Raw genomic sequence first — 26330 nt, 5'->3', positions numbered from 1 at the left:
TCCGGGGAGAATGGGACGTGGCGCACAGCGGTGAGACGCCCGGCTGATGCTGCCCGTCCGGGCGATGGCTACCCTGCATCGCAGCGTTGGCAGGCAGCGACCGGAGGCGGGCGGAAGCGATGGATGGGGCGGCCGTGGCCGATGACAGGCGGTTTTCGGCGCTCCTCGTCCGGGGGCTGTGCCTGCTGGCGCTATGGGTGATCCTGATGGGGTCTGCGCTTAAGGATTTGCCGGTCGGCATCGCCGCAAGCGCCGCCGGAGCTTGGGCCAGTACCGTGCTGTGGCCGGTCGGCGCTGGGCTTTCTCTTCGCGGCCTGATCCGTTTCCTGATCCGTTTCCTGCCGCAATCCGTTGTCGCGGGCGTCGATGTGGCGCGACGGGCCTTTGCCCGTGATCCCGATCTGCTGCCGGGTTTCGCGACCTGCCGCTCGATCGTTCCAGGTGGCATGGCACGTGATTCTGCGTGCGCCGTGATGAGCCTGCAGCCCGGCAAGCTACCCGTTTCCGTCGCGGCCGACGGGATGCTGCTGATCCATTGCCTCGATCTGCGCGAGCCCATCGCTGAGCAGGTCGCCGCTGACGAGATCGCTTTCTGCCGTGTCCTACGGGCGGAGGGGCGCGATGGCTGACATGCTCGCAGCGGCAGCATTCCTCATCCTGGCGATCACGCTCCTTGCGCTGCTGCGCGTGCTCCGCTCCCGCGTCCTCGCCGAGCGCATGATGGCGTTGCAACTGCTCGGGACCGGCGGCACGGGGGTGCTTCTGCTGCTGGGAGCCGCTTCCGGCTCTGCCGCCGTGATCGATGTCGCGTTGCTGCTCGCCCTGTTCGCGGCGTTTGCCTGCATGGCCTTTGCGCTCGGCATGGCCGAGCCGGCCGCCGAACCTGATCCGGCGAAGGAGCAGCCATGAGCGGCCTCGCCGACATCGCCACCATCGTTCTGGTGAGCGCGGGCGCGCTGCTGTTCCTCGCCGGCGCGCTCGGCCTTCTGCGCTTTCCCGATACGCTGAGCCGGCTGCATGCGATCAGCAAGGCCGACAATCTCGGACTCGGATTGATCGTGCTCGGCCTCCTGCCGCAGATGGCCAGCATCGCGGGCGGCCTGAAGCTGCTCTGCATCTGGCTGCTGGCGCAGCTTTCGGCGGCGACGGCGAGCCAATTGCTCGCGCGCGCCGTCCATCGCGACAGAGCCGATCGATGATGCTGCTCTTCGATGGTGCGCTCGTCGCCGGCCTGCTGGCGCTCGCGATCCATGTCGTCAGGGAGCCGGACGAGCGCAGCGCGATCATCGCCTTCCTCGCCTTCGGGCTGCTGCTCGGGCTGGTCTGGGTCCGGCTCGCGGCGCCCGACGTCGCCCTGACCGAGATCGCTATCGGCGGCGGCGGGACCGGAATCCTGCTGCTGCGGGCTGAGGCCGCTATCCGCGGCCGCGGCAAGCATGAGGAGGCGGTGACGCGCAAAGGCAAGCTCGCGATCGCCGCAGGCTGTGCCGCCATTTCCGCCGGGCTCGGCCTCGCCGTGCTGAGCTTCGCCTCGCCGGCCCCGACGCTCGCGCCGGCCGCGGCGGAGGCGCTTCCCGCGACCGGGTTGGGCAATCCCGTCACGGCCGTGCTGCTGGCCTATCGTGCGCTCGACACGCTGCTGGAGAAGGTCGTGGTGCTGCTCGCCCTGATCGGCGTCTGGTCGCTGGCATCCGATGAGACCTGGGGCGGGGCGCCTGCAATCAAGCCCGCCAATGTTCCGGAGCCGCTCGCCTATCTCGCTCGCATCCTGCCGCCTTTCGGCGTGGTGATCGGCGTCTACATGTTCTGGGTCGGCGCCGATGCGCCGGGCGGCACCTTCCAGGCCGGCACCGTGCTGGCGGCGATGTGGCTGCTGGTGATGCTGGCGGGCTTGCGCGCCCCGCCGGAGACGGCAGGCCTGCCGCTGCGGCTCGCGCTTGCGGGCGGGCCGATCCTGTTCGTGGTGATCGCCTTTCTCGGCTTCGCCTTCGCCGATGCTTTCCTCGCCTATCCGAAGGCGCTGGCGAAACCGCTGATCCTGGCGATCGAGGCAGCCCTGACGCTGTCCGTCGCGGCGGCGCTGGCCATGCTGGTCGCCGGCTCCGCCCGGAAGGCGCCGGCGCGATGACGGCGCTACTGCAACCCGGTGTGCTGTTCGGCCTGTGCGGCGCGGCGCTCGTCGGCATCGGCCTCTTCGCTGTCGTCACCTCTCCCGGCCTGCTCAGGCGCATCGTCGGCTGCAACATCCTCGGCGCCGGCATCTTCCTCGTCTTCGGAGCCGTTGCGCGGCGCGGCGGCGGTGCTGGCTTCGAGGCCGATCCGGTGCCGCAGGCGCTGGTGATCACCGGCATCGTCGTCGCCTTCTCGGCGAGCGCGCTGGCGGTCGCCCTGCTGAAGCGGCTCGCCGAGCCGCGGAGCGACGACGCGTGACCGCGGGCCTCCACGCCACCACGCCGGGCGGCTTCCTGCTGGTCTTGGCCGTGATCCTGCCGGTCTGCGCCGTGCTGGCGATCCTGGCTTGCGGTCCGCGCAGCACGGTTCGGATTGCGCTGGCGACGCTCGCGGCCGGGCTCGCCGTTGCCATGGCGATCGCCGTCGAGCTGGTGTCGAGCGGCGCGGCCCTGACCTATGTCGTCGGCGCTTGGCGCCCGCCGCTCGGGATCGCCTTGCGGGCTGACGGGCTCTCGGGCGCGATGCTGGTCATGACGGCGCTGGTCGTGGTCGCGGTCGGGCTGTTCGCGCATGTCCAGTACGGGCTGCGCGAGGATACGGGCAACGAACGGGAGCGGACGACCTTCTGGCTGATGCTGCTCGCGCTCTGGAGCGCGCTGAACATCGTCTTCGTCGGCGAGGACCTGTTCAATCTCTATGTCGCGCTGGAGCTCCTGACCTTCGCCGCGGTGCCGCTGGTCTGTCTCGACGGCCGGACCGAAACCGTCAACGCGGCGCTGCGCTACCTGCTGTTCGCGCTCCTCGGCTCGCTGCTCTACCTGCTCGGCGTCGGGCTGATTTATGGCCAGTACGGCACGCTCGACCTGCTGGCGCTGTCGCGCCTGAGCCGGACCGATCCCGCTTTGTCGGTGGCCTTGGCGCTGATGATCGTCGGGCTATTGGCCAAGGCTGCGCTCTTCCCTCTGCATCTCTGGCTCCCGCCCGCCCATGCCGGCGCGCCGGCGCAGGCCAGCGCGGTGCTCTCGGCGCTGGTGATCAAGGCCCCGATCTTCCTGATCCTGCGGCTGGTGCTCGACGTCGCCCCGGGGCAGGTGGCGCTGCTCGCCGGTCAGCTGCTCGCCGTGCTCGGCGCGGCCTCGATCCTGTTCTGCAGCGTCATGGCGCTCCGTCAGGCACGGTTGAAGCTGATGATCGCCTATTCGACTGTCGCGCAGATCGGCTATCTCTTCATCATCTTCCCGCTCGCGGCCGGCGGCGCCGGTACTCCGCCCTGGGAGACGATCGCCTGGACCGGCGGCGCGCTTCAATTGATCTCGCATGCGCTCGCCAAATCCGCGATGTTCCTGGCGGCCGGCATCGTCATCAAGACCTATGGTCATGACCGCATTGCCGATCTCGGCGGCTTCGGCCGGGTGCTGCCGATCAGCGCGGTCGCCTTTGGACTGGCCGGGCTGTCGCTGATGGGCGTTCCGCCGAGCGGCGGCTTCGTCGCGAAATGCCTCCTCCTGACCGCGGCCGTCATCGAGGGCTACCCCTGGCTGGCGGTGACGATCCTGCTCGGCGGGCTTCTTGCCGGCGGCTATGTCTTCCGCGTCATCGACAAGGCGCTCGCGGTTGCGGCAGGGCCGCTTCCGTCGCGCCAAGCCGTGCCGCGGCGGCTCGAGTTGACGGCGCTTGCTCTGGCGGTCGCGGCCGTGCTGCTCGGCTTCGTGCCATTGCGCCCCTTCGGCTTCCTGCAGATCGGCCGCAGCGGCCTTGCGATGGCGGGGCTGTGATGAGCGCTCCCACCTTCCTCCTAGCCGCCGTACCGCTGGTGCCGCTCGGGCTGGCGCTCTGCTGCCTGTCGCCCTGGTTCCGGGCACGAGCCCTTGCCGTGCTGGTCCTCGCTCCCCTGCCGGCGCTTGCGGCCGCGATCCTCGTGCCGAAGGGCGGCTTCGCGATCTTCCCGCCGCCCTTCCGGCTGACGCTGGTGCTCGACGAGCCCGGCGCGATCCTGCTCGCGGGCGCGGCTTTGCTGTGGAGCGCGGCCGGCGCCTATGCTGCCTCGCTCATGGCCCGCGATGCCGGCAGGCAACGCTTCACTGTGTGGTGGCTCCTGACATTGACGGGCAGCCTCGGCCTCTTCGTCGTCGGCGACGTCGTCAATTTCTACCTGCTCTTCACGCTGGCGAGCCTCGCCGCCTACGGGTTGATCATCCATGAGCTGAGTCCGCCGGCCTATCGCGCCGGCGTGATCTATGTCGCGCTCGCGCTCGCCGCCGAGGCGCTCCTGCTGATCGCGCTCGTCATGCTGGCGGCAGGCCATCCCGATGCCAATCCGCCGATCCGCAGCGTCGTCGCGGAGCTCTCCGCCTCGCCGATGCGCGACGGCATCGTCGCGCTGTTCATCCTCGGCTTCGCGCTGAAGATGGGGCTGGTGCCGCTGCATGTCTGGCTGCCGCTGGCGCATCCGGCCGCGCCGACGCCGGCTTCTGCGGTGCTCAGCGGCGTCGTGGTCAAGGCCGGCGTGATCGGACTGATCCGCTTCCTGCCCTTCGAGGCCGGAGCGCCGTTCTGGGGCGTCGTCCTGATCGGTGCGGGTGTCATCACGGCCTATTACGGCGTCCTCGTCGGCATCACCCAGAAGCGCGCGAAGACGGTCCTCGCCTATTCGACCGTGAGCCAGATGGGGCTGTTGGCGGTGCTGCTCGGCGTCGGCCTCGCCAATGCCGATCCCGAAGCCACGCATCTGACGGCCTATTATGCCGTCCACCACACGCTGGTGAAGGGCGCGCTCTTCCTCGGCGTCGGCATCCTCGCCGTGACCGGCGGGCGCCGCTTCCGGCTGGTGTTCCTGCTGATGGCCGTGCTCGCGCTGAGCCTCGGCGGCATGCCCCTGACCAGCGGTGCGCTGGCCAAGCTCGCGACCAAGCCACTGCTCGGCTATGGCTGGCTTGCCGGCGCGATGACCTTGGCCGGGGCCGGCAGCACCATGCTGATGGTCCATCTCCTGCTGCTCCTGCGCGATTACACGGCCGAGGATGCCGCCGCCTCGCCGCCGCTCGGTCAACTCGTGCCCTGGCTGGTCGTGGTGGCCGCTTCGCTCGTCATTCCCTGGTCGCTCTATCCAGCTGTCGCCGGGGAGACCGTAGCCTCGTTGGTCGCGCCCGACGCGCTCTGGAAGGTGACCTGGCCAATGCTGCTCGGTGCGGGAGCGATGCTGCTGGTCCGGCGCTGGCCCCAGCGTCTCGGCCTGATTCCGGAAGGGGATATCGTCGTGCTGGCGCAGGCGGGGCAGCCGCTCATGCGCGGCCTCTCCGACAGGATCGGGGAGATCGACGTCCATCTCAGGCGCTGGCCGGCAGCAGGGCTCGGGCTGATCGCCCTTGCCATTCTGCTCGGCGGGGCTTTGATGCTCCGGGCCTGACGAAGCCGGAGGCCCCGCCATGACGCCGATCGCAAGTACCGCCCTCGTCATCGTCATCACGATTGCCCTGTTCTGCTGGAACAGGCTGCCGGTCGTCGTGGTCGCGATGGGAGCGGCGCTCGCGCTCTGGGCGACCGGTGTGGTCACGCTCGACCAGGCCTTCGCCGGCTTCGGCGATCGCGCGACGCTCTTCGTCGCCAGCCTCTTCATCGTCAGCGCTGCGTTGGAACGGACCGGCATCACCGCCTGGGCCGGCCAGTACCTGATCGCCAGGGCCGGCAGCAACGGGCTGACGCGCCTGCTCGTCATCATGACGGCGGCGGCCGGTGCGCTCAGCGCGCTCATCACCGGCAGCGGCGCGATCGCGGCCTTGATGCCGGTCGCGGTGATGGCGGCGGTGCGGCTGCGCCAGTCGCCCTCGCAGCTCCTGATGCCGCTCGCCTTCGCCTCCCATGCCGGCTCCAACCTGTTGCTGACCGGCGCGCCGAAGAACATCCTCGTCTCCGAGGCACTGGAGGATGCCGGCCTGAAGGGCTTTGCCTTCGCCGAGTTCGCCCTTGTCGGCCTGCCGCTGCTGGTGGGAACGATCCTGCTGATACTGCTGCTGGGCAAGCGGCTCCTGCCGGAGCAGAGCAGCGCGCGGCTGCCGGCCGATTTCAGCCAGCACGCCCAGACGCTGGTCGAGCACTATGGCTTGCGCGACGGCATCTTCAGGCTGCGCGTGCGCCCGAGCTGCAGCTATATCGGCGTCGCGCCCGCTGCCGTCGATCTCGGGATGGAAGGGCGGCTCAGCCTCGTCGTGGTGCAGGCCGGGGAAACCGGGACGCCACTGCGCGCGCCCGCGATCTCCGAGGGCGATTACCTGCTGGTGCGCGGCGATGCCGAAGCCGTCGCCCGGTTCGCGGCTGAGAAGCACCTCGCCCTGCGCGGCGAGGGCGAGCAGGAGGGGCTCCTGAGCAAGCGCTCGGGGCTCGCCGAGGTGGTTATCCCCCCGCGCTCGGCGCTGATCGGACGCGCCCTGTTTCCCGGCATGGTGACCGATAGCGGCGATCTCGTCGTCTTGGCCGTGCAGCGGGCCGGCGCCGATATCGAGCCGGGAGAGACCCTGCGCGCGGGCGACACCCTGCTGCTCGAAGGCAGTTGGGAGGCGCTCGATCTGCATCTCGACGATCCCGACGTGCTCGTCGTCAATTCGCCGGATCTCGTCCGGCGCCAGGCCGTTCCGATGGGGGCTGGCGCGGGCGTCACGCTGGCCGTGCTGGGCTGCCTCGTCGCGATGCTGGCGACGGGCATCGTGCCGCCGGCCGTCGCGGGGCTGCTCAGCGCCGGTGCGCTCATCCTCGCCCGCATCATGACGCCGGAGCAGGCCTATCGCGCGATCAACTGGACGACGGTGATCCTGATCGCGGCCATGATGCCGCTCTCGACCGCGATGGTGCAGTCCGGCGCGGCCAAGATCGTGGCCGGCCATCTCGTGACTCTGACGGGTGAGGCGGGGCCGCTCGTCTTCCTTGCCGGCCTCTTCGTTCTCACCGCCGCCCTCGGCCAGGTGATGAGCAACACCGCGACGACGATGCTGGTCATCCCCATCGCCATGGCTGCGGCCGAGGGACTGGGCGTCTCGCCGCGCCCGGTGCTGATGAGCCTTTGCGTCGCGGGCGCGGCCGCGTTCCTGACACCGATCGCGACCGCCACCAACATGATGGTGATGGGTCCGGGCGGATACAGCTTCAACAGCTACTGGAAGCTCGGGCTGCCGCTGATGCTCTGGTTCTTCGTCATGTCTGTTTTCTACGTTCCGATGGTCTGGAGCTTCTGAATGTCGCCTCGTGCTTGCCGGGCCCTCGCCCGAACCCGCTTCACCGGCCGAAGCTGTCGGACGCAGCCCGCGATCGATGGATATGGCAGCCCGATCGTCCGCCGTGACGGACAGCAGGTGCGATGATGAGCTTCGGCACGAGAGCCCTCCTGCTTCCGCTGCGCTGGAGCCGTGGCCTGTCCGGCATCGGCCTGGCGCTGGGCACCTTCCTGTTCGCAGCTTCGCTCACCCCCACGCTCGTGCCGCGCACGGCCGTGATCCAGGGCGTTCTGGGCGGTGTCTGTTTTGCCGCGGGTTACGGCTTCGGCACGGCCTGGCGCTGGCTCTGGACCTATCTGGAGATGCCGGCGCCCAACGAGCGGCTGCGCCGCATCGTCAATATCGTCGTCGCCGGCATCTGCTTGCTGGTCGCCGGCATCTTCCTGGCGAATGCGGCGGAATGGCAGAATTCCATCCGCCGCGTGATGTCGATGGAGCCGATCGAGAGCGCCCATCCGTTCAAGGTCAGCCTGATCGCGCTCGTCACCTTCGCGGTGCTGCTGACCTTGGCGCGTCTGTTCCGGCTGATGGCCCTCTTCCTGGCGCGCCGGCCGCTGGGCTTCATGCCGCGGCGGGTCGCGCTCGTGGCTGGCCTCGCGATCACGACGGTTCTGGTCTGGTCGCTCGCCAACGGCTTCCTGGTGCGCGTCGGCTTTCGCGTGCTGGATTCCTCCTTCCGCGAACGCGACGCCCTGATCGAGCCGGCCAGCCCGCAGCCGACGGACCCGCTTCAATCCGGCAGTCAGGCCTCGCTGGTGAAATGGCGGGAGCTGGGGCGGGCGGGCCGCGAGTTCGTGGCCTCGCGCCCGAGTGCTGCCGAGATCACCGCCCTGTCGGGCCGGCCGGCGATGCAGCCGATCCGCACCTATGTCGGGCTGCGTGCCGCCGGGACGGCGGAGGCGCGCGCGCGGCTGGCGCTGGAGGAACTGAAGCGTTCGGGCGCCTTCGACCGGAAGATCCTGGTCGTGATCACGCCGACCGGCACCGGCTGGGTCGATCCCTCCGCGATCAGCCCGATCGAGCATCTCGGCGACGGCGACGTCGCCAGCGTCGCCCTGCAATATTCCTATCTGTCGAGCCCACTCTCGCTGCTGGCCCAGCCGGAATACGGTTCCGAGGCGGCGCGAGCGCTGTTCAGCGAGGTCTATGGCCACTGGACGCGCCTGCCCAAGGAGAGCCGGCCGCGGCTCTACCTGCACGGCTTGAGCCTGGGTTCGATGAACTCGGAACGGTCGATCGAACTGCTCGAATTGATCGGAGATCCGATCGACGGTGCCGTCTGGAGCGGCCCGCCCTTCGGCAACCGCTTCTGGCGCGACATCACCGACCGGCGCAATGAAGGCTCGCCGGCCTGGCTGCCGGAATACCGGGAGGGCCGCGCCGTCCGCTTCATGAACCAGAACGGACCGACCGTTCCGCCTGCGACGCCCTGGGGCGTGATGCGGATCGTCTATCTCCAGTATGCCAGCGACGCGGTGACCTTCTTCGACCGCCGCAGCTTCTTCCGAAAGCCTGCCTGGCTTGAGCCGACGCGCGGCCCCGACGTCTCGCCGCAGTTCCGCTGGTATCCGGTGGTGACCGGCCTGCAGCTTCTCGTCGACATGGCCTTCGCGACGAGGACGCCGATGGGCTACGGGCATGTCTATGCGCCCCAGCACTATGTCGAAGCCTGGGTCGCGGTGGCCGGAGCGGGGAGCTGGTCGCCGGAGGCGCAGGCCGCGTTGAAGCGTCATCTCTGGGATCACGCCCAGCGCGGCAGCGATGATCGCGATGGCGAAGAGGGCGCTTACGACAATCGCGGGGGCTGAGGATGAGGCGTCTTCAGGAGCGGGCGACCCGCTCCTGAAGATAGGTCGCGACATCCCGGGTGAGCTCGGACAGTGTCAGGCCGTGATTGAAACGCCCGGTGCGGATGAAGGTTATGACCTGCGCGACGACCAGAGGGTTGTTCATCATGAAGGTGTGCGTCACGGGCAGGGTGACATGGTCCGCCATGCCTTCCAGCTTCGTGCTCTCGACCGAGACCTTGCCGTCGTTCGGCCCCGAGAAGAACGGCGACAGGATCGGGTTGAGCGAGAGGCTGCCGGCGATGATGCCGAGCTCGTAATCGGCGTTCGGCAGGGAGTTGGGCAAGCTGTCCGGCGCGGTGCCGAGCTGCAGGCCGGCGGGTCCGTTGATGAACTCGAACCCGGGCAGGCGGCCGAGACCATCGACCAGCTCGGAGCCGTGATTGGGCGGCGCCAGCATCACCACGCGCCCGAGATTGGCCGGCCGGTGCCGCTTGAGCCAGGCTCGCAACAGGATGCCGCCCATCGAATGCGTGACGAAATGGATGGGCGCGTCGCCGCAGCCGCCGACCGCGTTCCCGACATGGTCGAGCAGGTCTTCGACCACGCATGTCGTCGAATCGTAGGTCTCGTTGACGACGTCGTAGCCGAGGGTCGCGAGGGTCTTCTCGATCAGCAGGAGCGATGCCTTGCTGCGCGCCAGGCCGTGAAGAATGACGACGGTTTCGGCTTGGCTCATGATCGGGTTTCGGAGGCGGGCGTCCCCTGACTGTAGGCCGTAGGCATCTCCCGAATCCAGCGGCTGCGGGCGATCATGAGGGCGAATAGCGTGATCGCGAACAGGTAGATGCCCGGCATGATGGCGAGCCAGGGCGCCCGCGAGAAATAGGGCCGGGCCTCCGCGATCATCGCGCCCCATTCGGGGGCAGGCGGCTGGACCCCGATGCCGAGGAAGCCAAGCGCGGCGATGTTCAGGATGTTGTGCCCGAATTGGAGGGCGATCAGCCCGGAGAAGATCGGCAGCAGATGCGGCAGCACATGGCGCCGCAGGACATAGAGCCGGCCGCCGCCAGCCACGCGCGCGGCGGTCACGAACTCGCGCTCCCGCAACGAGAAGGCGGTGGCGCGGGCAATGCGCGCATATTTGACCCATCCGGTCAGCGACAGGGCGAGGATCAGCGACAGCGAGCCGCCACCGAGATGGGCGGCGAGGATGAGTGCGATGACGATCTGGGGCAGGGAGGTCAGCACGTCCATGATGAAGGTCAGCGCCCGGTCGGCCGGACCGGCAAGCTCGGCGGCCAGCATGCCCACGCTGATGCCGACGGCGAAGGACAGGGCGACGATCGTCAGCGACAGGCCGAAATCGAGCAGGAAGCCATGGGCGATCCGGGCCAGCACGTCGCGCCCAAGATGATCGGTGCCGAACAGGAAATCGACCCTGGGAGCGCGCAGGCTGTAGCGGAGCGAGGTCTCGACCGGGTCGAGCATCAGCCCGTATGCGATCGAGAGGGCGAACAGGACTGCGATCACGAGAAGGAGCCAGTCGCCCCGGCGCAGAGCCGTCATGGCGCGGCCCGCTTCAGCCGGATGCGCGGATCGACGCGGGTGAGAACGAGATCGGCCATGAGATTCGCGACCGCAACCGCCAAGGCGATCACGCCGATCGCGCCGAGAAAGGCCGGGCCGTCATGGCTGTCGAGCGCGTCGGTGAGATAGGCGCCAAGGCCCGGGATCGAGAACAGCCTTTCCACGATCACGACGCCACCGATGAGGAAGGCGAACTGAAGCGCGAGATAGGGGATCAGCGGGATCAGCGCATTCGGCAGGGCGTGGGTGAAGAGGATCGCGCGGTCGCCGAGCCCTTTCGCGCGCGCCGTCGTGATGTGCTGTGCGCCAAGGGCCTCGTTCAGCGTGTCGTCGAGCAGGATGGCGTTGAAGCCGAACTGGCCGAGCGCCAGCACCGCGACCGGCAGCACGACATGCGCCCAGCTTTCGAAGCCGCTGACCGGCAGCCAGTCGAGCCGGAGCGAGAACAGGATGATCAGGACGACGCCGAGAAAGAACGACGGCAGCGCGATCGAGCCGACGGCGAGGAGCTCGAAGCCGCGTGCGGCTGCGGGCGTCGGAAAGGAGCGCTTGAGCGTGACCGTGGCGAAGGTCAGGGCGAGGGAGGTAAGCGTCGCCAGCAGGGCGATGAGCCCGGTTGCCGACAGCCGCCAGCCGAGTTCGAGCGTGACCGGCCGCCCGGTCCGGATCGAAATGCCGAGATCGCCCGTCAGTGCGCCGGCAAGCCAGCGGCCATATTGCACGATCAAGGGCGCATTCAGCCCGAAACGGTCGGCGATGGCCGCGACATCCTGCTGCGAGACGGTCGCCGTTTGGTCCTGCAGGAAGACGCGGGTCAGGATCACTTGCGCCGGCTCGCCGGGAACGAGCCGCAGGAGCACATAGGTCAGGAAGGTCGCGGCGAGCACCGTCGCGATGGCGAGCGCGAGCCTTTGCAGGACGTAAGCCCCCATCGCGGCGTCTCAGCGCGCGAGCGTCATCTGCGGATCGAGCATGTAGTCATGGGCGATCGGATTAAAGCTGTAATTGGTGATGCCTGGCCGCATCGCGACGTTGACGCCGTAATGGGCGATGGTCAGGCAGGGCTCCTCCTCGGCGGCGATGCGCTGGACGAGGTCATAGGCCGCCTTGCGCTCGGCTTCGTCGCGCGTGGTGATCGCGGCGGCGAGCGCCGCGTCGACCTTCGGGTTCGCATAGCCCCATGTGTTGGTGGCGCCGGCCGAGTGATAGGTCTGGCGCAGGTAGAAATCCGGATGCGGATACATCGCCGAAGCCAGGGCTGCGAGCCGGGCGTCGCCGGGCTTCATCTCCTTCGCGATGGCGGAGAAGGTCGTCACCTTGATCTCGACGGGCACGCCGAGCTTGCGCAGCTGGGCCTGGAGCGCGCCGGCGATCGGCACCAGGCCCGGCCGCTGCGCATAGGTATAGAGGGTGAAGCCGAGCGGCTTGCCGTCCTTGGTCATGACGCCGCCGGGGCCCGGCGCATAGCCGGCTTCGGTCAGGAGCTTGCGGGCCGCGGCGATGTCGGTCTTCGGCGGCGCGATCGAGGTGTCCGCGAAAGCCATGGTGCCGGGGAAAGCGCCGATGCCGGCGCGGCCCATGCCGAACAGCACATATTGCGCGATCTCGTCGCGGTCGATGGCGAGCGACAGGGCCTTGCGGACGCGGATATCGGCGAAGGGCGTATCCTTCAGGCTGCCGAAATTCAGCACGTAGTTGCGCGCCGTCACGTTGCGCGAGACGGTGAAGCCCTTGTCGACCAGCGTGTCGAGGTCGCCATAGGGGACTTCGGAGGTGAAATCGACGCTGCCCTTCTGCAGTTCGAGCGAGCGCGTCGTCGGGTCGGGGATGCCTCGGAAGGTGATGGCGGGGATCGAGGGCTTCTCGCCCCAGTAGCCGTCGAAGCGTTCGACCGTGAAGCTCTGTGCCGCCGGCTGCCAGGCGGTGACCTTGAACGGTCCCGTTCCGATCGGCCGCTCGATCGTCCCGTCCGCCATCTTCGGCGAGGCCGGGGAGACGATCGCCGTGCTGGCATAGACGAGCGCGGCCGGCAGCGCCGGGAAGGGCTCGGTGGTGGTGATCTCCAGCGTCTGCTCGGCGCGCGCGGCGAGGCTGGCGATCTTGGTGTAGCTGCGGGCCGTGCCGCTGCGCTGGAGCGCGTTGGTCAGGCTTGCGGCGGCGGCCTGCGCGGTCAGCGGCGAGCCGTCATGGAACGTGACGCCGGGACGCAGGGCGAAGGTCCAGACCGTGTCGCTGTCGCGTTTCCAGGAGGTGGCGAGCCCCGGTGCCAGGGTGAAGTCGGGGCGGCCGGTCACCAGCGTCTCGGTGACCATGGCCTTTTCCTTCATCAGCGTGCCGTCCTGGGTCGGATCCAGCGTGGAGATCTCCCAGATCTCGGCGACGCGCAGGGCAGGCTGCTGCTCCCGCGAAGTGGCGTGGCCCGGCGTGGTCAGGCCAAGGGCCAAAGCGAGCGACGCGATGAGGAGCCGTGCCATGGATACTCGCAGTATGATATTTTGATAAAAACATCATACTGCCGTAACGGCGGGATAGCAAATGCGGAGCTGCGCCGGAATCGGCACAAGTCACCGCGCTTCAGTGCTCATGCGGATGAGAATGCGCGTGGCCCGGCTCATGGGAATGCTCGGGTGCACCCGGCAAGAGGTGAAGCTGTCCGTGGCGGACGCCGCGCTGGCTGATGACCCCGTCTGCGAAGGCGCGCACATCCCCGCTCGCGCCGCGCAGCACCGCGACCTCCAGGCATTCGTGCCGGTCGAGATGGACATGCAGCGTCGCGATCGAGAGATCGTGGTGGTCGTGCTGCTGGTTGGTCAGCCGGCGCGCGAGATCGCGCGTCTCGTGGTCGTAGACATAGGCCAGCGTCGCGAAGCAAGGGGCGGCCGGATTGGCTTCTAGCTCGGTATGGGCCGCCTTGCGCAGGATGTCCCGGATCGCTTCCGAGCGGCTGCCATAGCCTTTCGCCGTGCTCAGCGCGTCGACGAATGCCAGAAGTTCGGCATCGATGGTGATCGTGACTCGTTCCACCCTGGTTCCTGCTCCCGGCGCGTCCTGTCCGTCGCAGGATAGGTCGGCTCGGCGGGAATTGCGAGGCTGGGCGCGGCTCACGACTGGAATAGGCGGCTATATTGCGTCTCGTGCCAGGCACTCGCCATGGCCAGCGCAGGCGCGAGGTTGCCGACCTCGTCATCGCCAAGCGATCGGGCGCGCGCGGCGGCCTCCTCGATGGCCGTGGCGGCCTCGATCAGCAGGCGCTGGCCCGCCGTATGCCCGAGCGGGACGAGTTTGATCGCGGCGGTCACCTGCCCCTCGACATAGACCCAGAGGAAGCCGTTTAGCGCGGCTTCCGGCGCGATGCGCCAGTGATGGCCGGCAAGCGCGAAGGCCGCGGCATAGGTCAGGGCCTGCCCCTGTTCTTCGCGTGCGGCGGGAACGTCGAGATCGGCGAGGAGCCGCAATAGCGCCTCGCCCTGCCTCCTGTCCTCGCGCTGGAACTCACGGCTTTCGCGCCCGGCCAAGAGCCAGGCGTTTACGGCGTGGAAGCGCTCGCGATCGTCCGCCTCCAGCGCCGTCGCCATGCGCCAGAACAGGGCGCCGTCGAGCTGCGCGACATTGGCGCGCAGCGTGCCGAGGATCCAGTCGCGCGCCGTCGCCTCATTGGTGACCCAGCCGGCATGGATGGCGGCTTCGAGCCCGCGCGAATAGGAGAAGCCTCCCACCGGCAGGCCCTGACTCACCAGGCGCAGCAGATGCAGCGGGATCGAAGCCTGGCCGCTATCGGCCACTGGATCGTTCGCCATGCGTCAGGCCTCGGCCGGGCTCGCCTCTTGGCGCTGGTTGGCCTGCAACCCGCCATGCTCGACGATGAAGTCGACGACGGCGTCGAGGCCCTTGCCGCGCGAGAGATCGGTGAAGCCGAAGGGGCGCTTTCCGCGCATGCGCGCCGCGTCGGACTGCATCACCTCGATATCGACGTTCACATAGGGGGCGAGGTCGCTCTTGTTGATGATCAGGAAGTCCGAGCGGGTGATGCCGGGGCCGCCCTTGCGGGGGATTTCCTCGCCCTGGCAGACGGAGATGACGTAGAGCGTCAGATCGGCAAGGTCGGGCGAGAAGGTCGCCGCCAGATTGTCGCCGCCGGACTCGATGAAGACGATGTCGAGATCGGGGATCTTGCGGTTGATCTCGGCGATGGCCTGCAGGTTGATCGAGGCGTCCTCGCGGATCGCGGTATGCGGGCAGCCGCCGGTCTCGACGCCGACGATGCGGTCCTCGGACAGCGCCTGCAGGCGCACGAGGATCATCGCGTCTTCCTTGGTGTAGATGTCGTTGGTGATGACGGCGATGGAGTAGTCGTCGCGCATCGCTTTGCAGAGTTTCTCCGTGAGCGTCGTCTTGCCGGAGCCGACGGGGCCGCCGATGCCGACGCGGAGAGGGCCGTTCTTCGAGATCATGAGCGCAAAGACCTTGCAAGGTTGAGGCCGCCGGCGGCGTAAGGTACCGCAGCGCCGGGGTCAGTCATGATGATGGTGGTGCTTCCCATGGGCGTGGGAATGCGTGTGATGACCGTGATCGTGATGATGGTCGTGGCCATGATCATGGTCGTGATGATGACCGTGATCGTGGTGATGATCATGGCCGTGATGATGGTCGGCGTCCTCGTGCGCATGGCTGTGGCCATGGCCGGAATAGGCGCCGCGCACCGGGTTGAAGGCGGCCACGATCTCCTCGACTTCGGCATCGAGCCCGTGGAGCATGGCCTTGATGACATGGTCGCGCAGGATCAGGATGCGGTCCGCCGCGATGGCCGCGGCCAGATGGCGGTTGCCGATATGCCAGGCGAGCTCGGTGAGATGGAGCGGGTCCCGCCCGCGGATGGCATAGAGCGGCTCCTCGGCGGCCGCGATCTCGATGGTGCCGCCGCCCTCGATCGCGAGCGCGTCGCCGGCAGCCAGCACGACCGTCTCAGGGAGATCGACCAGGACCTTCCGGCCGTCATTCGTTTCGATCATGCGCCGCCGCAGATGGCGCTCGTCATGCTGGAGGACGGCGCGGCCGAGGACGGGCTCGGAAGATGGGGAGGCGTCGGTTGCCCGCCTGACGGCTATCGCTTTCAACATGCTTCACTCCGTTTCGGGCAAGGCCGGTTCGTCGATCCGCGGTGAGCCCGGAGGGCACGCCGTGTCAAGCTCTCACAATGAAGTAAGTCCAGGTGTTCGTGCAATTGGCTTCGTCGTTCCAGTATACGCGCCGTCGTTGTTCCTGAAGTCGAACGAAGTGTCTGTGTTTTAATTTGAGATAAATTGCATGGTGCCTGGGACGCACGGTACAGGAATGGCTTTTCCGCTTCCTTTATATGGCTTTCTGTTTGCTGGCCTCTCTGGTGCATGCTAGGAATTTGCCCTCATTCTGGGCTGGATTGGCGTGGATTTGAAGTGGCTTGACTGAAGAGCGGTCTATGAACGCAATCGTGCCCATTCCGCCTTCGGAGGCCGTTCAGTCGACCGCTCTGGCGCGCGCCCATTACGCGGCGCCGCAGAGTTCCTGGCTGGCCGAACTGGAACTGTGGTTTGCACTGAGTGCTGGCAAGACCCGGCTCGTTCGCCGGCGTCATCTCGGCCCGCTCGTCGTCCAGCGCCCGTTCCATCCGGAGAAGGACGGAACCTGCCATATCTACCTGCTGCACCCGCCGGGCGGGGTCGCGGGGGGCGACCGGCTCGACCTGCGCTTCCATGTCGATGCGGGTGCCCGCGCCTTGCTGACGACCCCCGGCGCGACGAAATTCTATCGCAGCGAGTACAGCGCCGGCACGCAATCGACCCATGTCGAGGTCGGGGCGGGTGCGGTCTGCGAATACCTGCCTCAGGAAACCATCGTCTTCGACGGCGGCGACGCGCGGATGGAGACCCGCGTGTCGCTCGCGCCCGATGCCACCTATGTCGGCTGGGATTTCCTGTGCCTCGGCCGTCCGGCGGCCGGGGAGCGTTTCGAGACGGGTCGGCTCAGCCAGCGCATCGAGATCCGGCGCGGCGACAGGCCGATCTGGTTCGAGCGCCTGGAGCTGGAAGGCGGTTCCCCCCTGATGGAAGCGGCCTACTCGCTGGCCGGCCAGCCGACCTGGGGCACGATGATCTATGCCGGCGCGGTCAGTGAGGATGCTGCCGAGCAGGTGCGGGCCGCGATCGATGAAAGCACGGTCTTTTCCGTCAGCCAGCTCGATGAGGTCGTGGTCTGCCGCTATCTCGGGCCGCGCATCGGAGACGGCAAGGCGTTGTTCGTGCGGGCATGGAACGTGCTTCGGACGCTGGGGCAGGGCAAGCCGGCCGATACGCCCCGCATCTGGGCAACCTGAGACGATCGATAGGGAAGGAGGGGGAAGGCGATGGAGCTGCTTCCGCGTGAGAAAGACAAGCTTCTGCTCTTTACCGCCGCGCTGCTGGCGGAACGGCGGAAAGCCCGGGGGGTCAAGCTGAACTACCCCGAGGCCGTCGCCTATATCTCGGCGGCGATCCTGGAGGGCGCGCGCGACGGGCGCACCGTGGCGGACCTGATGTCCTATGGCGCGACCCTGCTGACGCGCGCCGACGTCATGGACGGTGTCCCGGAGATGATCCACGACGTGCAGGTCGAAGCCACCTTCCCGGACGGGACCAAGCTGGTCACCGTCCACAGCCCGATCCCGTGAGGTGCTGACATGATCCCGGGTGAATTCTTCATCGAGGACGGCGAGATCGAGCTCAACGCCGGGCGTGAGCTCCAGACGATCGACGTCGCCAATTCCGGCGATCGGCCGATCCAGGTCGGCTCGCATTATCATTTCTACGAGACCAACACGGCCCTGCATTTCGATCGCGAGAAGGCGCGCGGCTTCCGGCTCGACATCCCCGCCGGCACGGCGGTGCGCTTCGAGCCCGGCCAGTCGCGGACCGTCCGGCTCGTCGCTCTCGCGGGCGACCGGGTCGTCTACGGTTTCAATGCCAAGATCATGGGAAAGCTGGAGAGCTGAGATGGCGCGCATCACCCGTGAAAACTACGCCTCCCTCTATGGGCCGACCAAGGGCGACCGCATCCGTCTCGCCGATACCGAGCTGGTGATCGAGATCGAGGAGGACCGCACCGTCTATGGCGAGGAGGTCAGCTTCGGCGGCGGCAAGGTCATCCGCGACGGCATGGGGCAGGGCCAGCGCAACGCCGCCGAGGTCGCGGACCTCGTCTTCACCAATGTGGTCATCCTCGACCACTGGGGCATCGTGAAGGCGGATGTCGGCGTCAAGGACGGGCGGATCAGCGCGATCGGCAAAGCCGGCAATCCCGACATCCAGCCGGGTGTCGACATCGTCATCGGCCCCGGTACCGACGTCATCGCCGGCGAAGGCAAGATCCTGACCGCTGGCGGCATCGACACCCATATCCATTTCATCGCGCCGCAGCAGGCCGAGGAAGCGCTCACCAGCGGCACAACCACGCTGGTCGGCGGCGGCACCGGCCCCTCGGTCGGCACGCTCGCCACCACCGTCACGCCCGGCCCCTGGTACATCCACCGCATGCTCGAGGCGGTCGAGGACCTGCCGATCAATGTCGGCCTGCTCGGCAAGGGCAATGCGAGCTTGCCCGAGCCGCTGCGCGAGCAGGTCCGGGCCGGCGTCATCGGCCTCAAGCTGCATGAGGACTGGGGCACGACCCCGGCCGCGATCGACAACTGCCTCTCCGTCGCCGACGAGATGGATATCCAGGTCGCGCTGCATTCCGACACGCTGAACGAGAGCGGATTCGTCGCCGACACCTTCGCGGCGATGAAGGGCCGCGCCATCCACTCCTTCCATACGGAAGGCGCGGGCGGCGGCCACGCCCCGGACATCATCACCGCGGCGGGGCAGGAGAACATCCTGCCGTCTTCGACCAATCCGACGCGGCCCTACACGATCAACACGATCGACGAGCATCTCGACATGCTGATGGTGTGCCACCATCTCAGCCCGCAGATTCCGGAGGACGTCGCCTTCGCCGAGTCGCGCATCCGCAAGGAGACGATCGCGGCGGAGGACATCCTCCACGATCTCGGCGCCTTCTCGATGATGTCGTCGGATTCGCAGGCGATGGGGCGCATCGGCGAGACGACGCTGCGCTGCTGGCAGACCGCGCACAAGATGAAGGTGCAGCGCGGCCCGCTGCCGGAGGACAGCGAGCGCAACGACAATTTCCGCTGCAAGCGCTATGTCGCCAAATACACGATCAATCCGGCGATCACCCACGGCTTCGCCCATGAGATCGGGTCGGTCGAGGTCGGCAAGCGCGCGGATCTCGTGCTCTGGAAATCGGCCTTCTTCGGCGTCAAGCCGTCGCTGGTGCTGCTCGGCGGCATGATCGCGACCGCCCCGATGGGCGATCCCAATGCCTCGATCTCCACGCCGCAGCCGGTGCATTACCGGCCGATGTATGCGGTCCTCGGCCGGGCGCGGGGCAAGACCGGCGTGACCTTCGTCTCGCAGGCGGCGCTCGACGACAAGATCGGCGACAAGCTGCAATTGCAGAAGCAGCTCGTGGCGGTGAAGGGCACGCGCGGCGTCCGCAAGAAGGACATGATCCACAATTCGCTGACGCCGAAGATCGAGGTCGATCCCCAGAACTACCGTGTGCGGGTCGATGGCGAGCTGATCACCTGCGAGCCCGCGACCTCGCTGCCGATGGCGCAGCGCTACTTCCTGTTCTGAGGAAGAGGCGGCCGGCCGCCTGTGCCGTGCCGCCGCCACGATCGGCCCTGGAACGCCTGCTCCAGGGCCAGCCACGACCGCCGGGCCGATGCAGGTTGAACGGCCCGGCATGCGGCCGGGCTTGCCGTCGGAGGGGACGCTTGCATGGATACGAGACAGTTTGAGGGGAATGCCGTCGCAGCCTTCGCGATCCATGTCCTGCGCGGCATCGGGCAGGTGGTGTTCCAGAACAACCCCGTGTCCGGGGCGATCATTCTCGGCGCGCTCTTCTTCAATTCCTGGATCTATGGTGCGATCTGCCTGCTGGGCGCGGTCGTCTCGACCCTGACCGCGCGGCTGCTCGATGCCGATAAGGGTTTGATCGCGGACGGCCTCTTCGGCTTCAACGGCGCCCTCGTCGGCCTCGCGCTCGTCGCCTTCACCAGCGCGAATTTCCGCACCGGCGCGGTGCCGTCCTTCCCGATGTTCGTCTACATCCTGTTCGCCGCGGCCATGACCAGCGTCGTCTTCTCCGCCATCGGCGCCTTGCTCCAGCCCCACAAGGTCGCGGCGCTGACGGCGCCCTTCGTCCTTGTCGGCTGGCTCTTCCTCTTCGCCGTGCTGAAATTCGCGAATATCGAGGCCGGCCCGCTGGCGAAGCCGGTCTCGCCGGACCAGTACGCCCAGGCGGCGGCCTATATCCTGCCGACCTGGTATATGGGGATCGGCAACGCGATCGGGCAGATCTTCTTCCAGGACAACTGGATCGCCGGCTACCTGATCGTCCTCGGCATCGCCGTGAACTCGCGCATCAGCGCTGCGATGGCGCTCATCGGGGCGGGACTGGCCGCTGCGACCGCCGCAATCTTCGGTGGGCCTGAAGGGGCGATCCGCGACGGCCTGTTCGGCTACAACGCCGCGCTGACGGCGATGGCGCTCGGTGGCTTCTTCCTCGTCCTGACCTGGCGCAGCTTCCTCTACACGCTGTTCGGCATCGTCGTGACGACCTGGCTCTGGGCTTCCGTCGCGATCTTCCTGAAGCCGATCGGAATGCCCGTGCTGACCTCGACCTTCGTGCTCGTGACCTGGCTGATGCTGATCGGAGCGCAAGGCTTCAAGGCGCTGATCCCTGTCCTGCCGCCCGACGCGACCACGCCCGAGGACAATCGGCGCCGTCATCTCGCCGGCCGGGCAGCGACCGCCGGGCCGGCGCATTGATCATCGGGATTTCAGTCGCGCCGCACCGCCGGCGCGAAACGTGTTTTTGAGAAGGAGTTTCGGCTGTGGGACTGATTGGCATCCTTGTCGCCCTGGCGCTGCTGATGTGGCTCGCCTATCGCGGGTGGAGCATCCTGATGGTCGCTCCGATCGCCGGCCTTGCCGCGGCGATCCTGGCCGGCGAGCCCGCCCTCGCGCACTGGACGCAGACCTTCATGCCGGGCGCGGCCCGCTTCGTGGCGCAATGGTTCCCGATCTTCCTGCTCGGCGGCCTGTTCGGGAAGCTGATGGATGATAGCGGCTCGATCGCCTCGATCGCCAAATACCTGACGGAGCGCCTGGGCACGAAGCGGACCATCCTCTCCGTGGTGCTCGCCTCGGCCATCGTCACCTATGGCGGCGTCAGCGTGTTCGTTGCCTTCTTCGTGCTCGTCCCGATGGCGCAGCAGATGTTCAAGGCGGCCGACATTCCCCGCCGCCTGATGCCGGCCACCATCGGCCTCGGCGCCTTCACCTTCACGATGACGGCCCTGCCGGGCACGCCCTCGGTCAACAACGCGATCCCGATGCCGTATTTCGGCACGACCACCTTCGCCGCTCCCGGCATCGGCATCGTCGCCTCGCTGATCACGCTGGCCTTCGGCCTGTGGTGGCTCGCTCGCGCGGAAGCGAAGGCCCGTGCCGCTGGAGAGGGCTTCGGGGCGGTCTCCGAGGAGCCGGCCGTCATCGACGAGAAGCTGCGCGAGAAGGCCACGGTCGCCGGCGAATTCGACCCCGCCGAGCTCGACCATGGCAAGCGCGCGGAAGACCATCCGCCCTTCGTGCTGGCGGCGCTTCCGCTCGTCGTCGTCATCATCGTGAATTTCCTGATGGCGCTCGTGGTGCTGCCGCGGATGAATTTCGCCTTCCTGGCCGAGCCCTCCTGGGGCGGCACGTCGATCAACACGATCGGCGGCGTCTGGTCGGTGATGCTGGCGCTGGCGGCCGCGAACCTGACGGTCATCGCGGTGAATTTCCGCCGTATGCCCAATATCCGCGAGAGCCTCGACGCGGGCGCGAATTCCGCGGCGCTGCCGATGCTGACGATCGCGAGCCTGGTCGGCTTCGGCGCGATCATCGCGTCCCTCCCGGCGTTCAATCTCGTCCGGGACGCTGTCATCGGCCTCCCCGGCGGCCCGCTGATCTCGCTGACGGTCGCGATGAACACGCTTGCCGCGCTGACCGGCACGGCCTCGGGCGGCTCGGCGATCGCGCTTGCCGCGCTCGGCGATCACTTCCTCAAGCTTGCCGCGACCTATGGCGTCGATCCCGCGCTGATGCACCGCATCACCGTGATCAGCGCCGGCACGCTGGATGCCCTGCCGCATAACGGCACGGTGCTGATGCTGCTGCAGATCAGCAAGCTGACCCATGCCGAGAGCTACAAGGACATGGTCATGACCGTGATCGTCGGCGTGGTCATCTCGCTGATGGCCGTGCTGTTTCTTGGCTCGGTCGTCGGCTCGTTCTAGGCGTATAGTCCGCCTGCTGATGAGCGGTTCGGGGCGGGCATCGAGCGAAACGACGATCCGATCGCTGCGATGCCGTTCCGGGCCCACCGCGGCTGCTGGCGAGGGCTTGGCGGCAAGGTCGTCTGGCCAGCCTGAGGGAGAGAAGCGATGCTGAGACTCGGTGAGAAATACGGGCATCTGGCTCATCGCGCCGGGTGCGGTTGCCATAATCCTGAACTGCACGCCGCTTCCCGCCGCCTCGAAACCCTGTCGCGGCGCGGCCTTCTCGGTGGGGCGGCGGCCGCTGCCCTGTCCGGCATGCTGCCCGGGCAATCCTCGGCGCAGACTGCCGCGCCGCCGACCAAGACCCTGTTCCGCGAAGCGCGGTTGTTCGACAGTGTCACGGGCAAGGTGCGGGAGGGCGCGCAGGTCCTGGTCGAGGGCAGCAGGATCGCCTCCGTCGATTTCAGCAATGCTCCCGCACCAGCCGGCGCGACCGTCATCGCCTGCCGCAACGGCGTTCTCATCCCCGGCCTGATCGACGCGCATTGGCACACGATCTTCGCCGCGGTGCCGCTCCCCATCCTGCTGAACGGCGATCCCGGCATCATCTATGCATCCTCGACCGCCGAGGCCAACCGCACGCTCATGCGCGGGTTCACGACGGTTCGCGATCTCGGTGGTCCCGTCTTTTCCTTCAAGCAGGCGATCGATGCCGGCCTGATCCCCGGCCCGCGCATCTATCCGTCGGGCGCCATGATCACCACTTCCGGCGGCCACGGCGACCTCAGGTTGCAGACCGAGTTTCCGCGCGATGGCGGCCGCTTGAGCAAGGGCGAGCTGTTCGGAGGGGCTGCGATCGTCGACAGCGTCGGCGACCTGCAGATGCGCATCCGCGAGCAATTGCTGCAGGGCGCGTCGCAGATCAAGCTGATGGGCGGTGGCGGCGTCTCGTCGCCGCGCAGCCCGCTCGACATCCTCACCTTCAGCGAGGACGAGCTGCGCGCCGCGGTTGCCGTGGTGCAGGACTGGAACACCTATGCGACGGTGCATGCCTATACGACGCGCGCCGTCCGCCGCGCCGTGGCCGCCGGCGTGACGTCGATCGAGCATGCCCATCTCATCGACGAGGCCACGGCCCGGATGATCGCCGAGAAGGGCGTCTGGCTCAGCACGCAGCCCTTCCTGACCATGGCGGATGCGGCCTCGCAGACCGGGCCGGGCACCGAGCGCGCCGAGCAGATCTTCGTCGGCACGCCGCAGCTCTATGGCTTTGCCCGCAAGTTCGGGATCAAGACCGCCTGGGGCTCGGATGTCCTGTTCTCGCCCGAGCTGACACCCCGCCAGAACATCATGCTCACCCATCTCAGCAACTGGTACAGCAACGCCGAGACCCTGCAGATGGCGACGGCGGGGAATGCCGAGCTGCTCGGCCTCTCCAACATGCGCAATCCCTATCCGGGCAAGCTCGGCGTGCTCGCGGAGGGCGCTTTTGCCGACCTGCTCGTGGTCGCGGGCAACCCGCTCGACGACATCAAGCTGCTCGAGGACCCGCACAGGAATTTCGCGGTGATCATGAAGGATGGCCGCGTCCACAAGAACACGTTGTGAACCACAGGCTTCGTCACCAACGGGGTGGCTCGCTCGTCGCGTGTCGCCCGCGCCATCCCAGGACGGGCAGGCAACCCCGGTCCTGATCGCCGAGTTCGATGTCCTCGATCACGCGAATGCCGAGTCCGAGATTGGCTCAGGCCCGGCCGCTTGCCGAAGAGATTGACGCAAGCCGGGGGATCGTGCGCGAACTCTCGCCAGTCCGGCCCCGGACGCGATTCAAGGCGAGGCGATGACCGCACAAACCGAGCGCTCGCCGCTGGCGTCGCCGCCCACTCCACGCCAGAACCTTCTGGCAGGCGGCCTGATCGCGCTGCTGATCGGCGTGCTGGCCGTGACCATCCCCTATGCGCGCCAACCCACGATCGGCACCGAGCCTTTCGTAGCCGCCTACGCCGCGGCGATCCTCATCGTCGAGTTGACCGCAGCCGCCCTGCTCTTCGCCCAGTTCGCCATTCAGCGCTCGCGCGCGATCCTGCTTCTGGCGGCTGGCTTCCTGTTCTCGGCCCTGCTTGCGATTCCCTGGGCCCTGACTTTTCCCGGCGTCTTCACGACGCTTGCTCCGGAGCCGGATCTGCAGGCGACAGCCACGATCGCGGCCCTGCGCCGCCTGAGCTTCCCGCTTTTCGTCCTCGCCTATGCGCTGCTCAGCCGGCGCCCCTGGCCTGGGTCCACGGAGCGCGTCCTCGCCGGCACCATCCTCGCAACCGTGATCGCGGCCCTGGCCTGCAGCCTGGTGATCGTCACCAATGCCGCGAAGCTGCCGCCCTTCATGGCGGATGCCCGCAGCGTCGCACGGCTCTGGAGCTATGTGCCCGCCGCTGCCGTCGTCCTCTATGTCGCTGGCTTGGCAGCGCTCGCCGCGCGCAAGCGCTCGATGCTCGATCTCTGGCTGATGGTCCTGCTCGTCACGCTGTTGAGCGAGATCATCCTCATTTCCTATTTCAGCGCAGCGGTCCGGCTGAGCGTCGGCTGGTGGGCGGGGCGCATCTATGGCCTGATCTCGGCCGGTGTCGTGCTGCTGGTGCTGCTTTCCGAGGCGACGACGGTCCATGCCCGGCTGGCCCGCGCCGAGATCGCCGAGCGCCGGGCTCGACAGAACCGCCTGACCGCAACGGAGGCCCTCTCGGCCTCCATCGCCCACGAGGTCAACCAGCCGCTGGCCAGCATGGTGACCAATGCCTCGGCCGGATTGCGCTGGCTCGACCGTGAGCAGCCCCAGATCGACGAGATTCGGGCCGCTCTGGAGCGGATCGTCGCGGATGGCCACCGTGCCAACCGCATCGTCGCCGGCATCCGCGCCATGTTCGTCAAGCCGACGCAGGAGCGCGCGCCGCTGGACCTCAACCGGATGATCGCCGCGACCCTCAGGCAGCTAGCGGGCGATGTCCGCCTTGCCCGTGTCGAGGTAAGGACGGCGTTCGACGGCGACCTGCCGCTCGTCATCGGCAACGCCCTCCAGCTCGAACAGGTACTCTGCAACCTGATCGACAACGCCGTCGATGCGATGTGCGCGACGCCGGGCCAGCGCCTGCTCGTGTTGAGTTCGCGGCGCCAGCCTCATGGCGAGGTTCTCGTCGCCATCGCCGACAATGGCAGCGGTTTGGCAGAGGCCGGGCGCGACCGTATATTCGAGCCGTTCTTCACGACGAAACCGAACGGCATGGGAATGGGCCTGATGTTCTGCCGCACCGTGATCGAGGCCCATGGCGGACGGCTCTGGGCTTCCGACAACCAGCCGCGCGGTGCGGTCTTCCAGTTCACCTTGCCTGCCGCGGCCGGTCTCTCTCCCAGCGAGAGCGCCTCGCCATGACGGAAAGCGGCTCCCTCATTTACGTGGTCGATGACGATCCGGCGATGCGCGCTTCGCTGGAAAGCCTGCTGCGTTCGGTTGGCCATGACGTGCTCTGCTTCGAGACCGCACAGGCCTTCGCGGCGTCTACCCGCCCCGACCGGCCGGGTTGCCTCGTGCTCGATGTCCGCCTGCCGGGCCTGAGCGGGCTGGAATTCCAGCGCGAGCTTGGCCGCTCGGCCAATCCGCTGCCGATCGTGTTCATCACCGGCCATGGCGATGTCCCGATGTCGGTGGCAGCGATGAAGGCCGGCGCGGTCGAGTTCCTGACCAAGCCCTTCCGCGACCAGGACCTGCTGGACGGCGTCCATCGCGCCATCGCGCAGAATCGGCAGGATCGCGCCAAAGCCGCTGCTCTCGCCGAATTGCAGGGCCGTGTCGCGACCATGACCCCGCGTGAACGAGAAATCCTGCCGCTTGTCGCCGCCGGCCAGATGAACAAGCAGATCGCGCAGGCGCTCGGGCTGAGCGAGGTCACGATCAAGGTCCACCGGGCGCAGGTGATGCACAAGCTGCGGGCGACCTCGCTCGCCGATCTCGTGCGGATCGCCGATCGGCTGGCGCTCGCTGGCTCCGGGCATAGGCCGGGCGATACCCCGGTATAATTGCCGTCCCTGCGCATCGAAAGCAGGATGGCCGGATCACGCGCCCCAAGGGGT

The 26330-nt window shown here is 67.7% G+C and carries 26 protein-coding genes; 18 read left to right on the top strand and 8 right to left on the bottom strand.

Annotation, left to right across the window (positions count from 1 at the left end; genetic code table 11):
* The first annotated feature begins 134 nt into the window (after positions 1-134).
* From AC3WMA_RS06815 to AC3WMA_RS06775, 9 genes are all read left to right on the top strand, one after another.
* Positions 135-629, top strand: coding sequence for a Na+/H+ antiporter subunit E (locus AC3WMA_RS06815; RefSeq protein ID WP_492284602.1), 495 nt, complete (start codon positions 135-137; stop codon positions 627-629).
* Positions 622-909: a monovalent cation/H+ antiporter complex subunit F gene (locus tag AC3WMA_RS06810; protein WP_492284601.1), complete on the top strand. Its 288-nt coding sequence runs from the start codon at positions 622-624 to the stop codon at positions 907-909. Before AC3WMA_RS06815 ends, AC3WMA_RS06810 begins: the two co-directional genes overlap by 8 nt.
* Positions 906-1199: a monovalent cation/H(+) antiporter subunit G gene (locus AC3WMA_RS06805; RefSeq protein WP_492284600.1), complete on the top strand. Its 294-nt coding sequence runs from the start codon at positions 906-908 to the stop codon at positions 1197-1199. Before AC3WMA_RS06810 ends, AC3WMA_RS06805 begins: the two co-directional genes overlap by 4 nt.
* Positions 1196-2128, top strand: a complete 933-nt coding sequence (locus AC3WMA_RS06800; RefSeq protein WP_492284599.1) for a hydrogenase subunit MbhD domain-containing protein — start codon at positions 1196-1198, stop codon at positions 2126-2128. Before AC3WMA_RS06805 ends, AC3WMA_RS06800 begins: the two co-directional genes overlap by 4 nt.
* On the top strand, positions 2125-2430 hold the full coding sequence (locus AC3WMA_RS06795) for an NADH-quinone oxidoreductase subunit K (protein WP_492284598.1): 306 nt from the start codon (positions 2125-2127) through the stop codon (positions 2428-2430). Before AC3WMA_RS06800 ends, AC3WMA_RS06795 begins: the two co-directional genes overlap by 4 nt.
* Positions 2427-3947 (top strand): complex I subunit 5 family protein, encoded by a 1521-nt coding sequence (locus AC3WMA_RS06790; protein WP_492284597.1) that lies wholly within the window; start codon positions 2427-2429, stop codon positions 3945-3947. Before AC3WMA_RS06795 ends, AC3WMA_RS06790 begins: the two co-directional genes overlap by 4 nt.
* On the top strand, positions 3947-5578 hold the full coding sequence (locus AC3WMA_RS06785) for a complex I subunit 5 family protein (RefSeq protein WP_492284596.1): 1632 nt from the start codon (positions 3947-3949) through the stop codon (positions 5576-5578). The genes AC3WMA_RS06790 and AC3WMA_RS06785 overlap by 1 nt, the downstream gene beginning before the upstream one ends.
* A 19-nt stretch (positions 5579-5597) precedes the next feature.
* Positions 5598-7397 (top strand): SLC13 family permease, encoded by a 1800-nt coding sequence (locus tag AC3WMA_RS06780; RefSeq protein WP_492284595.1) that lies wholly within the window; start codon positions 5598-5600, stop codon positions 7395-7397.
* A gap of 125 nt (positions 7398-7522) precedes the next feature.
* Entirely contained in the window at positions 7523-9244 is a 1722-nt protein-coding gene (locus AC3WMA_RS06775; protein WP_492284761.1) for an alpha/beta hydrolase, read from the top strand.
* Between the two features lie 13 nt (positions 9245-9257).
* On the opposite strand, the gene AC3WMA_RS06770 is transcribed toward AC3WMA_RS06775, so the two are convergent.
* From AC3WMA_RS06770 to AC3WMA_RS06735, 8 genes are all read right to left on the bottom strand, one after another.
* Positions 9258-9962: an esterase/lipase family protein gene (locus tag AC3WMA_RS06770; RefSeq protein WP_492284594.1), complete on the bottom strand. Its 705-nt coding sequence runs from the start codon at positions 9960-9962 to the stop codon at positions 9258-9260.
* Positions 9959-10792 (bottom strand): ABC transporter permease, encoded by an 834-nt coding sequence (locus AC3WMA_RS06765; RefSeq protein WP_492284593.1) that lies wholly within the window; start codon positions 10790-10792, stop codon positions 9959-9961. The genes AC3WMA_RS06770 and AC3WMA_RS06765 overlap by 4 nt, the downstream gene beginning before the upstream one ends.
* The gene (locus AC3WMA_RS06760; protein ID WP_492284592.1) at positions 10789-11745 is read right to left on the bottom strand and encodes an ABC transporter permease; all 957 of its coding nucleotides are present in this window, start codon (positions 11743-11745) and stop codon (positions 10789-10791) included. Before AC3WMA_RS06760 ends, AC3WMA_RS06765 begins: the two co-directional genes overlap by 4 nt.
* Before the next feature lie 9 nt (positions 11746-11754).
* Positions 11755-13287 carry an ABC transporter substrate-binding protein gene (locus tag AC3WMA_RS06755; protein WP_492284591.1) on the bottom strand — a complete coding sequence of 511 codons (1533 nt, stop codon included), beginning with the start codon at positions 13285-13287 and terminating at the stop codon, positions 11755-11757.
* A 100-nt stretch (positions 13288-13387) separates the two neighbouring features.
* On the bottom strand, positions 13388-13837 hold the full coding sequence (gene nikR / locus AC3WMA_RS06750; protein ID WP_492284590.1) for a nickel-responsive transcriptional regulator NikR: 450 nt from the start codon (positions 13835-13837) through the stop codon (positions 13388-13390).
* 77 nt (positions 13838-13914) lie between these two features.
* Entirely contained in the window at positions 13915-14610 is a 696-nt protein-coding gene (locus AC3WMA_RS06745) for an urease accessory protein UreF (protein WP_492284589.1), read from the bottom strand.
* Positions 14611-14613: 3 nt separating this feature from the next.
* On the bottom strand, positions 14614-15264 hold the full coding sequence (gene ureG / locus AC3WMA_RS06740; RefSeq protein WP_492284588.1) for an urease accessory protein UreG: 651 nt from the start codon (positions 15262-15264) through the stop codon (positions 14614-14616).
* Positions 15265-15324: 60 nt separating this feature from the next.
* The gene (locus AC3WMA_RS06735; protein ID WP_492284587.1) at positions 15325-15930 is read right to left on the bottom strand and encodes an urease accessory protein UreE; all 606 of its coding nucleotides are present in this window, start codon (positions 15928-15930) and stop codon (positions 15325-15327) included.
* Between the two features lie 338 nt (positions 15931-16268).
* On the opposite strand from AC3WMA_RS06735, the gene AC3WMA_RS06730 reads away from it, so the two are divergent.
* The 9 genes from AC3WMA_RS06730 (at position 16269) to AC3WMA_RS06690 (ending at position 26276) form a co-directional block, all read left to right on the top strand.
* On the top strand, positions 16269-17162 hold the full coding sequence (locus AC3WMA_RS06730; protein ID WP_492284586.1) for an urease accessory protein UreD: 894 nt from the start codon (positions 16269-16271) through the stop codon (positions 17160-17162).
* 30 nt (positions 17163-17192) lie between these two features.
* Positions 17193-17495: an urease subunit gamma gene (gene ureA, locus AC3WMA_RS06725; RefSeq protein ID WP_492284585.1), complete on the top strand. Its 303-nt coding sequence runs from the start codon at positions 17193-17195 to the stop codon at positions 17493-17495.
* Positions 17496-17504: 9 nt separating this feature from the next.
* Entirely contained in the window at positions 17505-17816 is a 312-nt protein-coding gene (locus AC3WMA_RS06720) for an urease subunit beta (RefSeq protein WP_492284584.1), read from the top strand.
* A 1-nt stretch (position 17817) separates the two neighbouring features.
* The gene (ureC, locus tag AC3WMA_RS06715) at positions 17818-19521 is read left to right on the top strand and encodes an urease subunit alpha (RefSeq protein WP_492284583.1); all 1704 of its coding nucleotides are present in this window, start codon (positions 17818-17820) and stop codon (positions 19519-19521) included.
* A gap of 144 nt (positions 19522-19665) precedes the next feature.
* Positions 19666-20718 (top strand): urea transporter, encoded by a 1053-nt coding sequence (locus AC3WMA_RS06710; RefSeq protein WP_492284582.1) that lies wholly within the window; start codon positions 19666-19668, stop codon positions 20716-20718.
* Positions 20719-20783: 65 nt separating this feature from the next.
* Entirely contained in the window at positions 20784-22229 is a 1446-nt protein-coding gene (locus AC3WMA_RS06705; RefSeq protein ID WP_492284581.1) for a GntP family permease, read from the top strand.
* A 147-nt stretch (positions 22230-22376) separates the two neighbouring features.
* Entirely contained in the window at positions 22377-23819 is a 1443-nt protein-coding gene (locus AC3WMA_RS06700) for a metal-dependent hydrolase family protein (RefSeq protein ID WP_492284580.1), read from the top strand.
* Between the two features lie 232 nt (positions 23820-24051).
* Positions 24052-25632: a sensor histidine kinase gene (locus tag AC3WMA_RS06695; protein WP_492284579.1), complete on the top strand. Its 1581-nt coding sequence runs from the start codon at positions 24052-24054 to the stop codon at positions 25630-25632.
* Positions 25629-26276, top strand: a complete 648-nt coding sequence (locus tag AC3WMA_RS06690; RefSeq protein WP_492284578.1) for a response regulator transcription factor — start codon at positions 25629-25631, stop codon at positions 26274-26276. The genes AC3WMA_RS06695 and AC3WMA_RS06690 overlap by 4 nt, the downstream gene beginning before the upstream one ends.
* Positions 26277-26330 lie beyond the last annotated feature (54 nt).

The sequence above is a fragment of the Allobosea sp. FW305-C-101 genome, assembly GCF_058783685.1.
This window is presented reverse-complemented; position numbering and strand designations above follow the sequence as displayed.

Bases quoted from the DNA above. Each gene is read 5' to 3' on its own strand.
- AC3WMA_RS06760 (WP_492284592.1), bottom strand. From the start codon at position 11,745: ATGGGGGCTTACGTCCTGCAAAGGCTCGCGCTCGCCATCGCGACGGTG.
- AC3WMA_RS06770 (WP_492284594.1), bottom strand. From the start codon at position 9,962: ATGAGCCAAGCCGAAACCGTCGTCATTCTTCACGGCCTGGCGCGCAGC.
- AC3WMA_RS06805 (WP_492284600.1), top strand. From the start codon at position 906: ATGAGCGGCCTCGCCGACATCGCCACCATCGTTCTGGTGAGCGCGGGC.
- AC3WMA_RS06690 (WP_492284578.1), top strand. From the start codon at position 25,629: ATGACGGAAAGCGGCTCCCTCATTTACGTGGTCGATGACGATCCGGCG.
- AC3WMA_RS06745 (WP_492284589.1), bottom strand. From the start codon at position 14,610: ATGGCGAACGATCCAGTGGCCGATAGCGGCCAGGCTTCGATCCCGCTG.
- AC3WMA_RS06785 (WP_492284596.1), top strand. From the start codon at position 3,947: ATGAGCGCTCCCACCTTCCTCCTAGCCGCCGTACCGCTGGTGCCGCTC.
- AC3WMA_RS06700 (WP_492284580.1), top strand. From the start codon at position 22,377: ATGCTGAGACTCGGTGAGAAATACGGGCATCTGGCTCATCGCGCCGGG.
- AC3WMA_RS06800 (WP_492284599.1), top strand. From the start codon at position 1,196: ATGATGCTGCTCTTCGATGGTGCGCTCGTCGCCGGCCTGCTGGCGCTC.
- AC3WMA_RS06695 (WP_492284579.1), top strand. From the start codon at position 24,052: ATGACCGCACAAACCGAGCGCTCGCCGCTGGCGTCGCCGCCCACTCCA.
- AC3WMA_RS06810 (WP_492284601.1), top strand. From the start codon at position 622: ATGGCTGACATGCTCGCAGCGGCAGCATTCCTCATCCTGGCGATCACG.
- AC3WMA_RS06775 (WP_492284761.1), top strand. From the start codon at position 7,523: ATGAGCTTCGGCACGAGAGCCCTCCTGCTTCCGCTGCGCTGGAGCCGT.
- ureA (WP_492284585.1), top strand. From the start codon at position 17,193: ATGGAGCTGCTTCCGCGTGAGAAAGACAAGCTTCTGCTCTTTACCGCC.
- AC3WMA_RS06765 (WP_492284593.1), bottom strand. From the start codon at position 10,792: ATGACGGCTCTGCGCCGGGGCGACTGGCTCCTTCTCGTGATCGCAGTC.
- AC3WMA_RS06780 (WP_492284595.1), top strand. From the start codon at position 5,598: ATGACGCCGATCGCAAGTACCGCCCTCGTCATCGTCATCACGATTGCC.
- AC3WMA_RS06735 (WP_492284587.1), bottom strand. From the start codon at position 15,930: ATGTTGAAAGCGATAGCCGTCAGGCGGGCAACCGACGCCTCCCCATCT.
- AC3WMA_RS06795 (WP_492284598.1), top strand. From the start codon at position 2,125: ATGACGGCGCTACTGCAACCCGGTGTGCTGTTCGGCCTGTGCGGCGCG.
- AC3WMA_RS06755 (WP_492284591.1), bottom strand. From the start codon at position 13,287: ATGGCACGGCTCCTCATCGCGTCGCTCGCTTTGGCCCTTGGCCTGACC.
- AC3WMA_RS06710 (WP_492284582.1), top strand. From the start codon at position 19,666: ATGGATACGAGACAGTTTGAGGGGAATGCCGTCGCAGCCTTCGCGATC.
- AC3WMA_RS06720 (WP_492284584.1), top strand. From the start codon at position 17,505: ATGATCCCGGGTGAATTCTTCATCGAGGACGGCGAGATCGAGCTCAAC.
- ureG (WP_492284588.1), bottom strand. From the start codon at position 15,264: ATGATCTCGAAGAACGGCCCTCTCCGCGTCGGCATCGGCGGCCCCGTC.
- AC3WMA_RS06730 (WP_492284586.1), top strand. From the start codon at position 16,269: ATGAACGCAATCGTGCCCATTCCGCCTTCGGAGGCCGTTCAGTCGACC.
- ureC (WP_492284583.1), top strand. From the start codon at position 17,818: ATGGCGCGCATCACCCGTGAAAACTACGCCTCCCTCTATGGGCCGACC.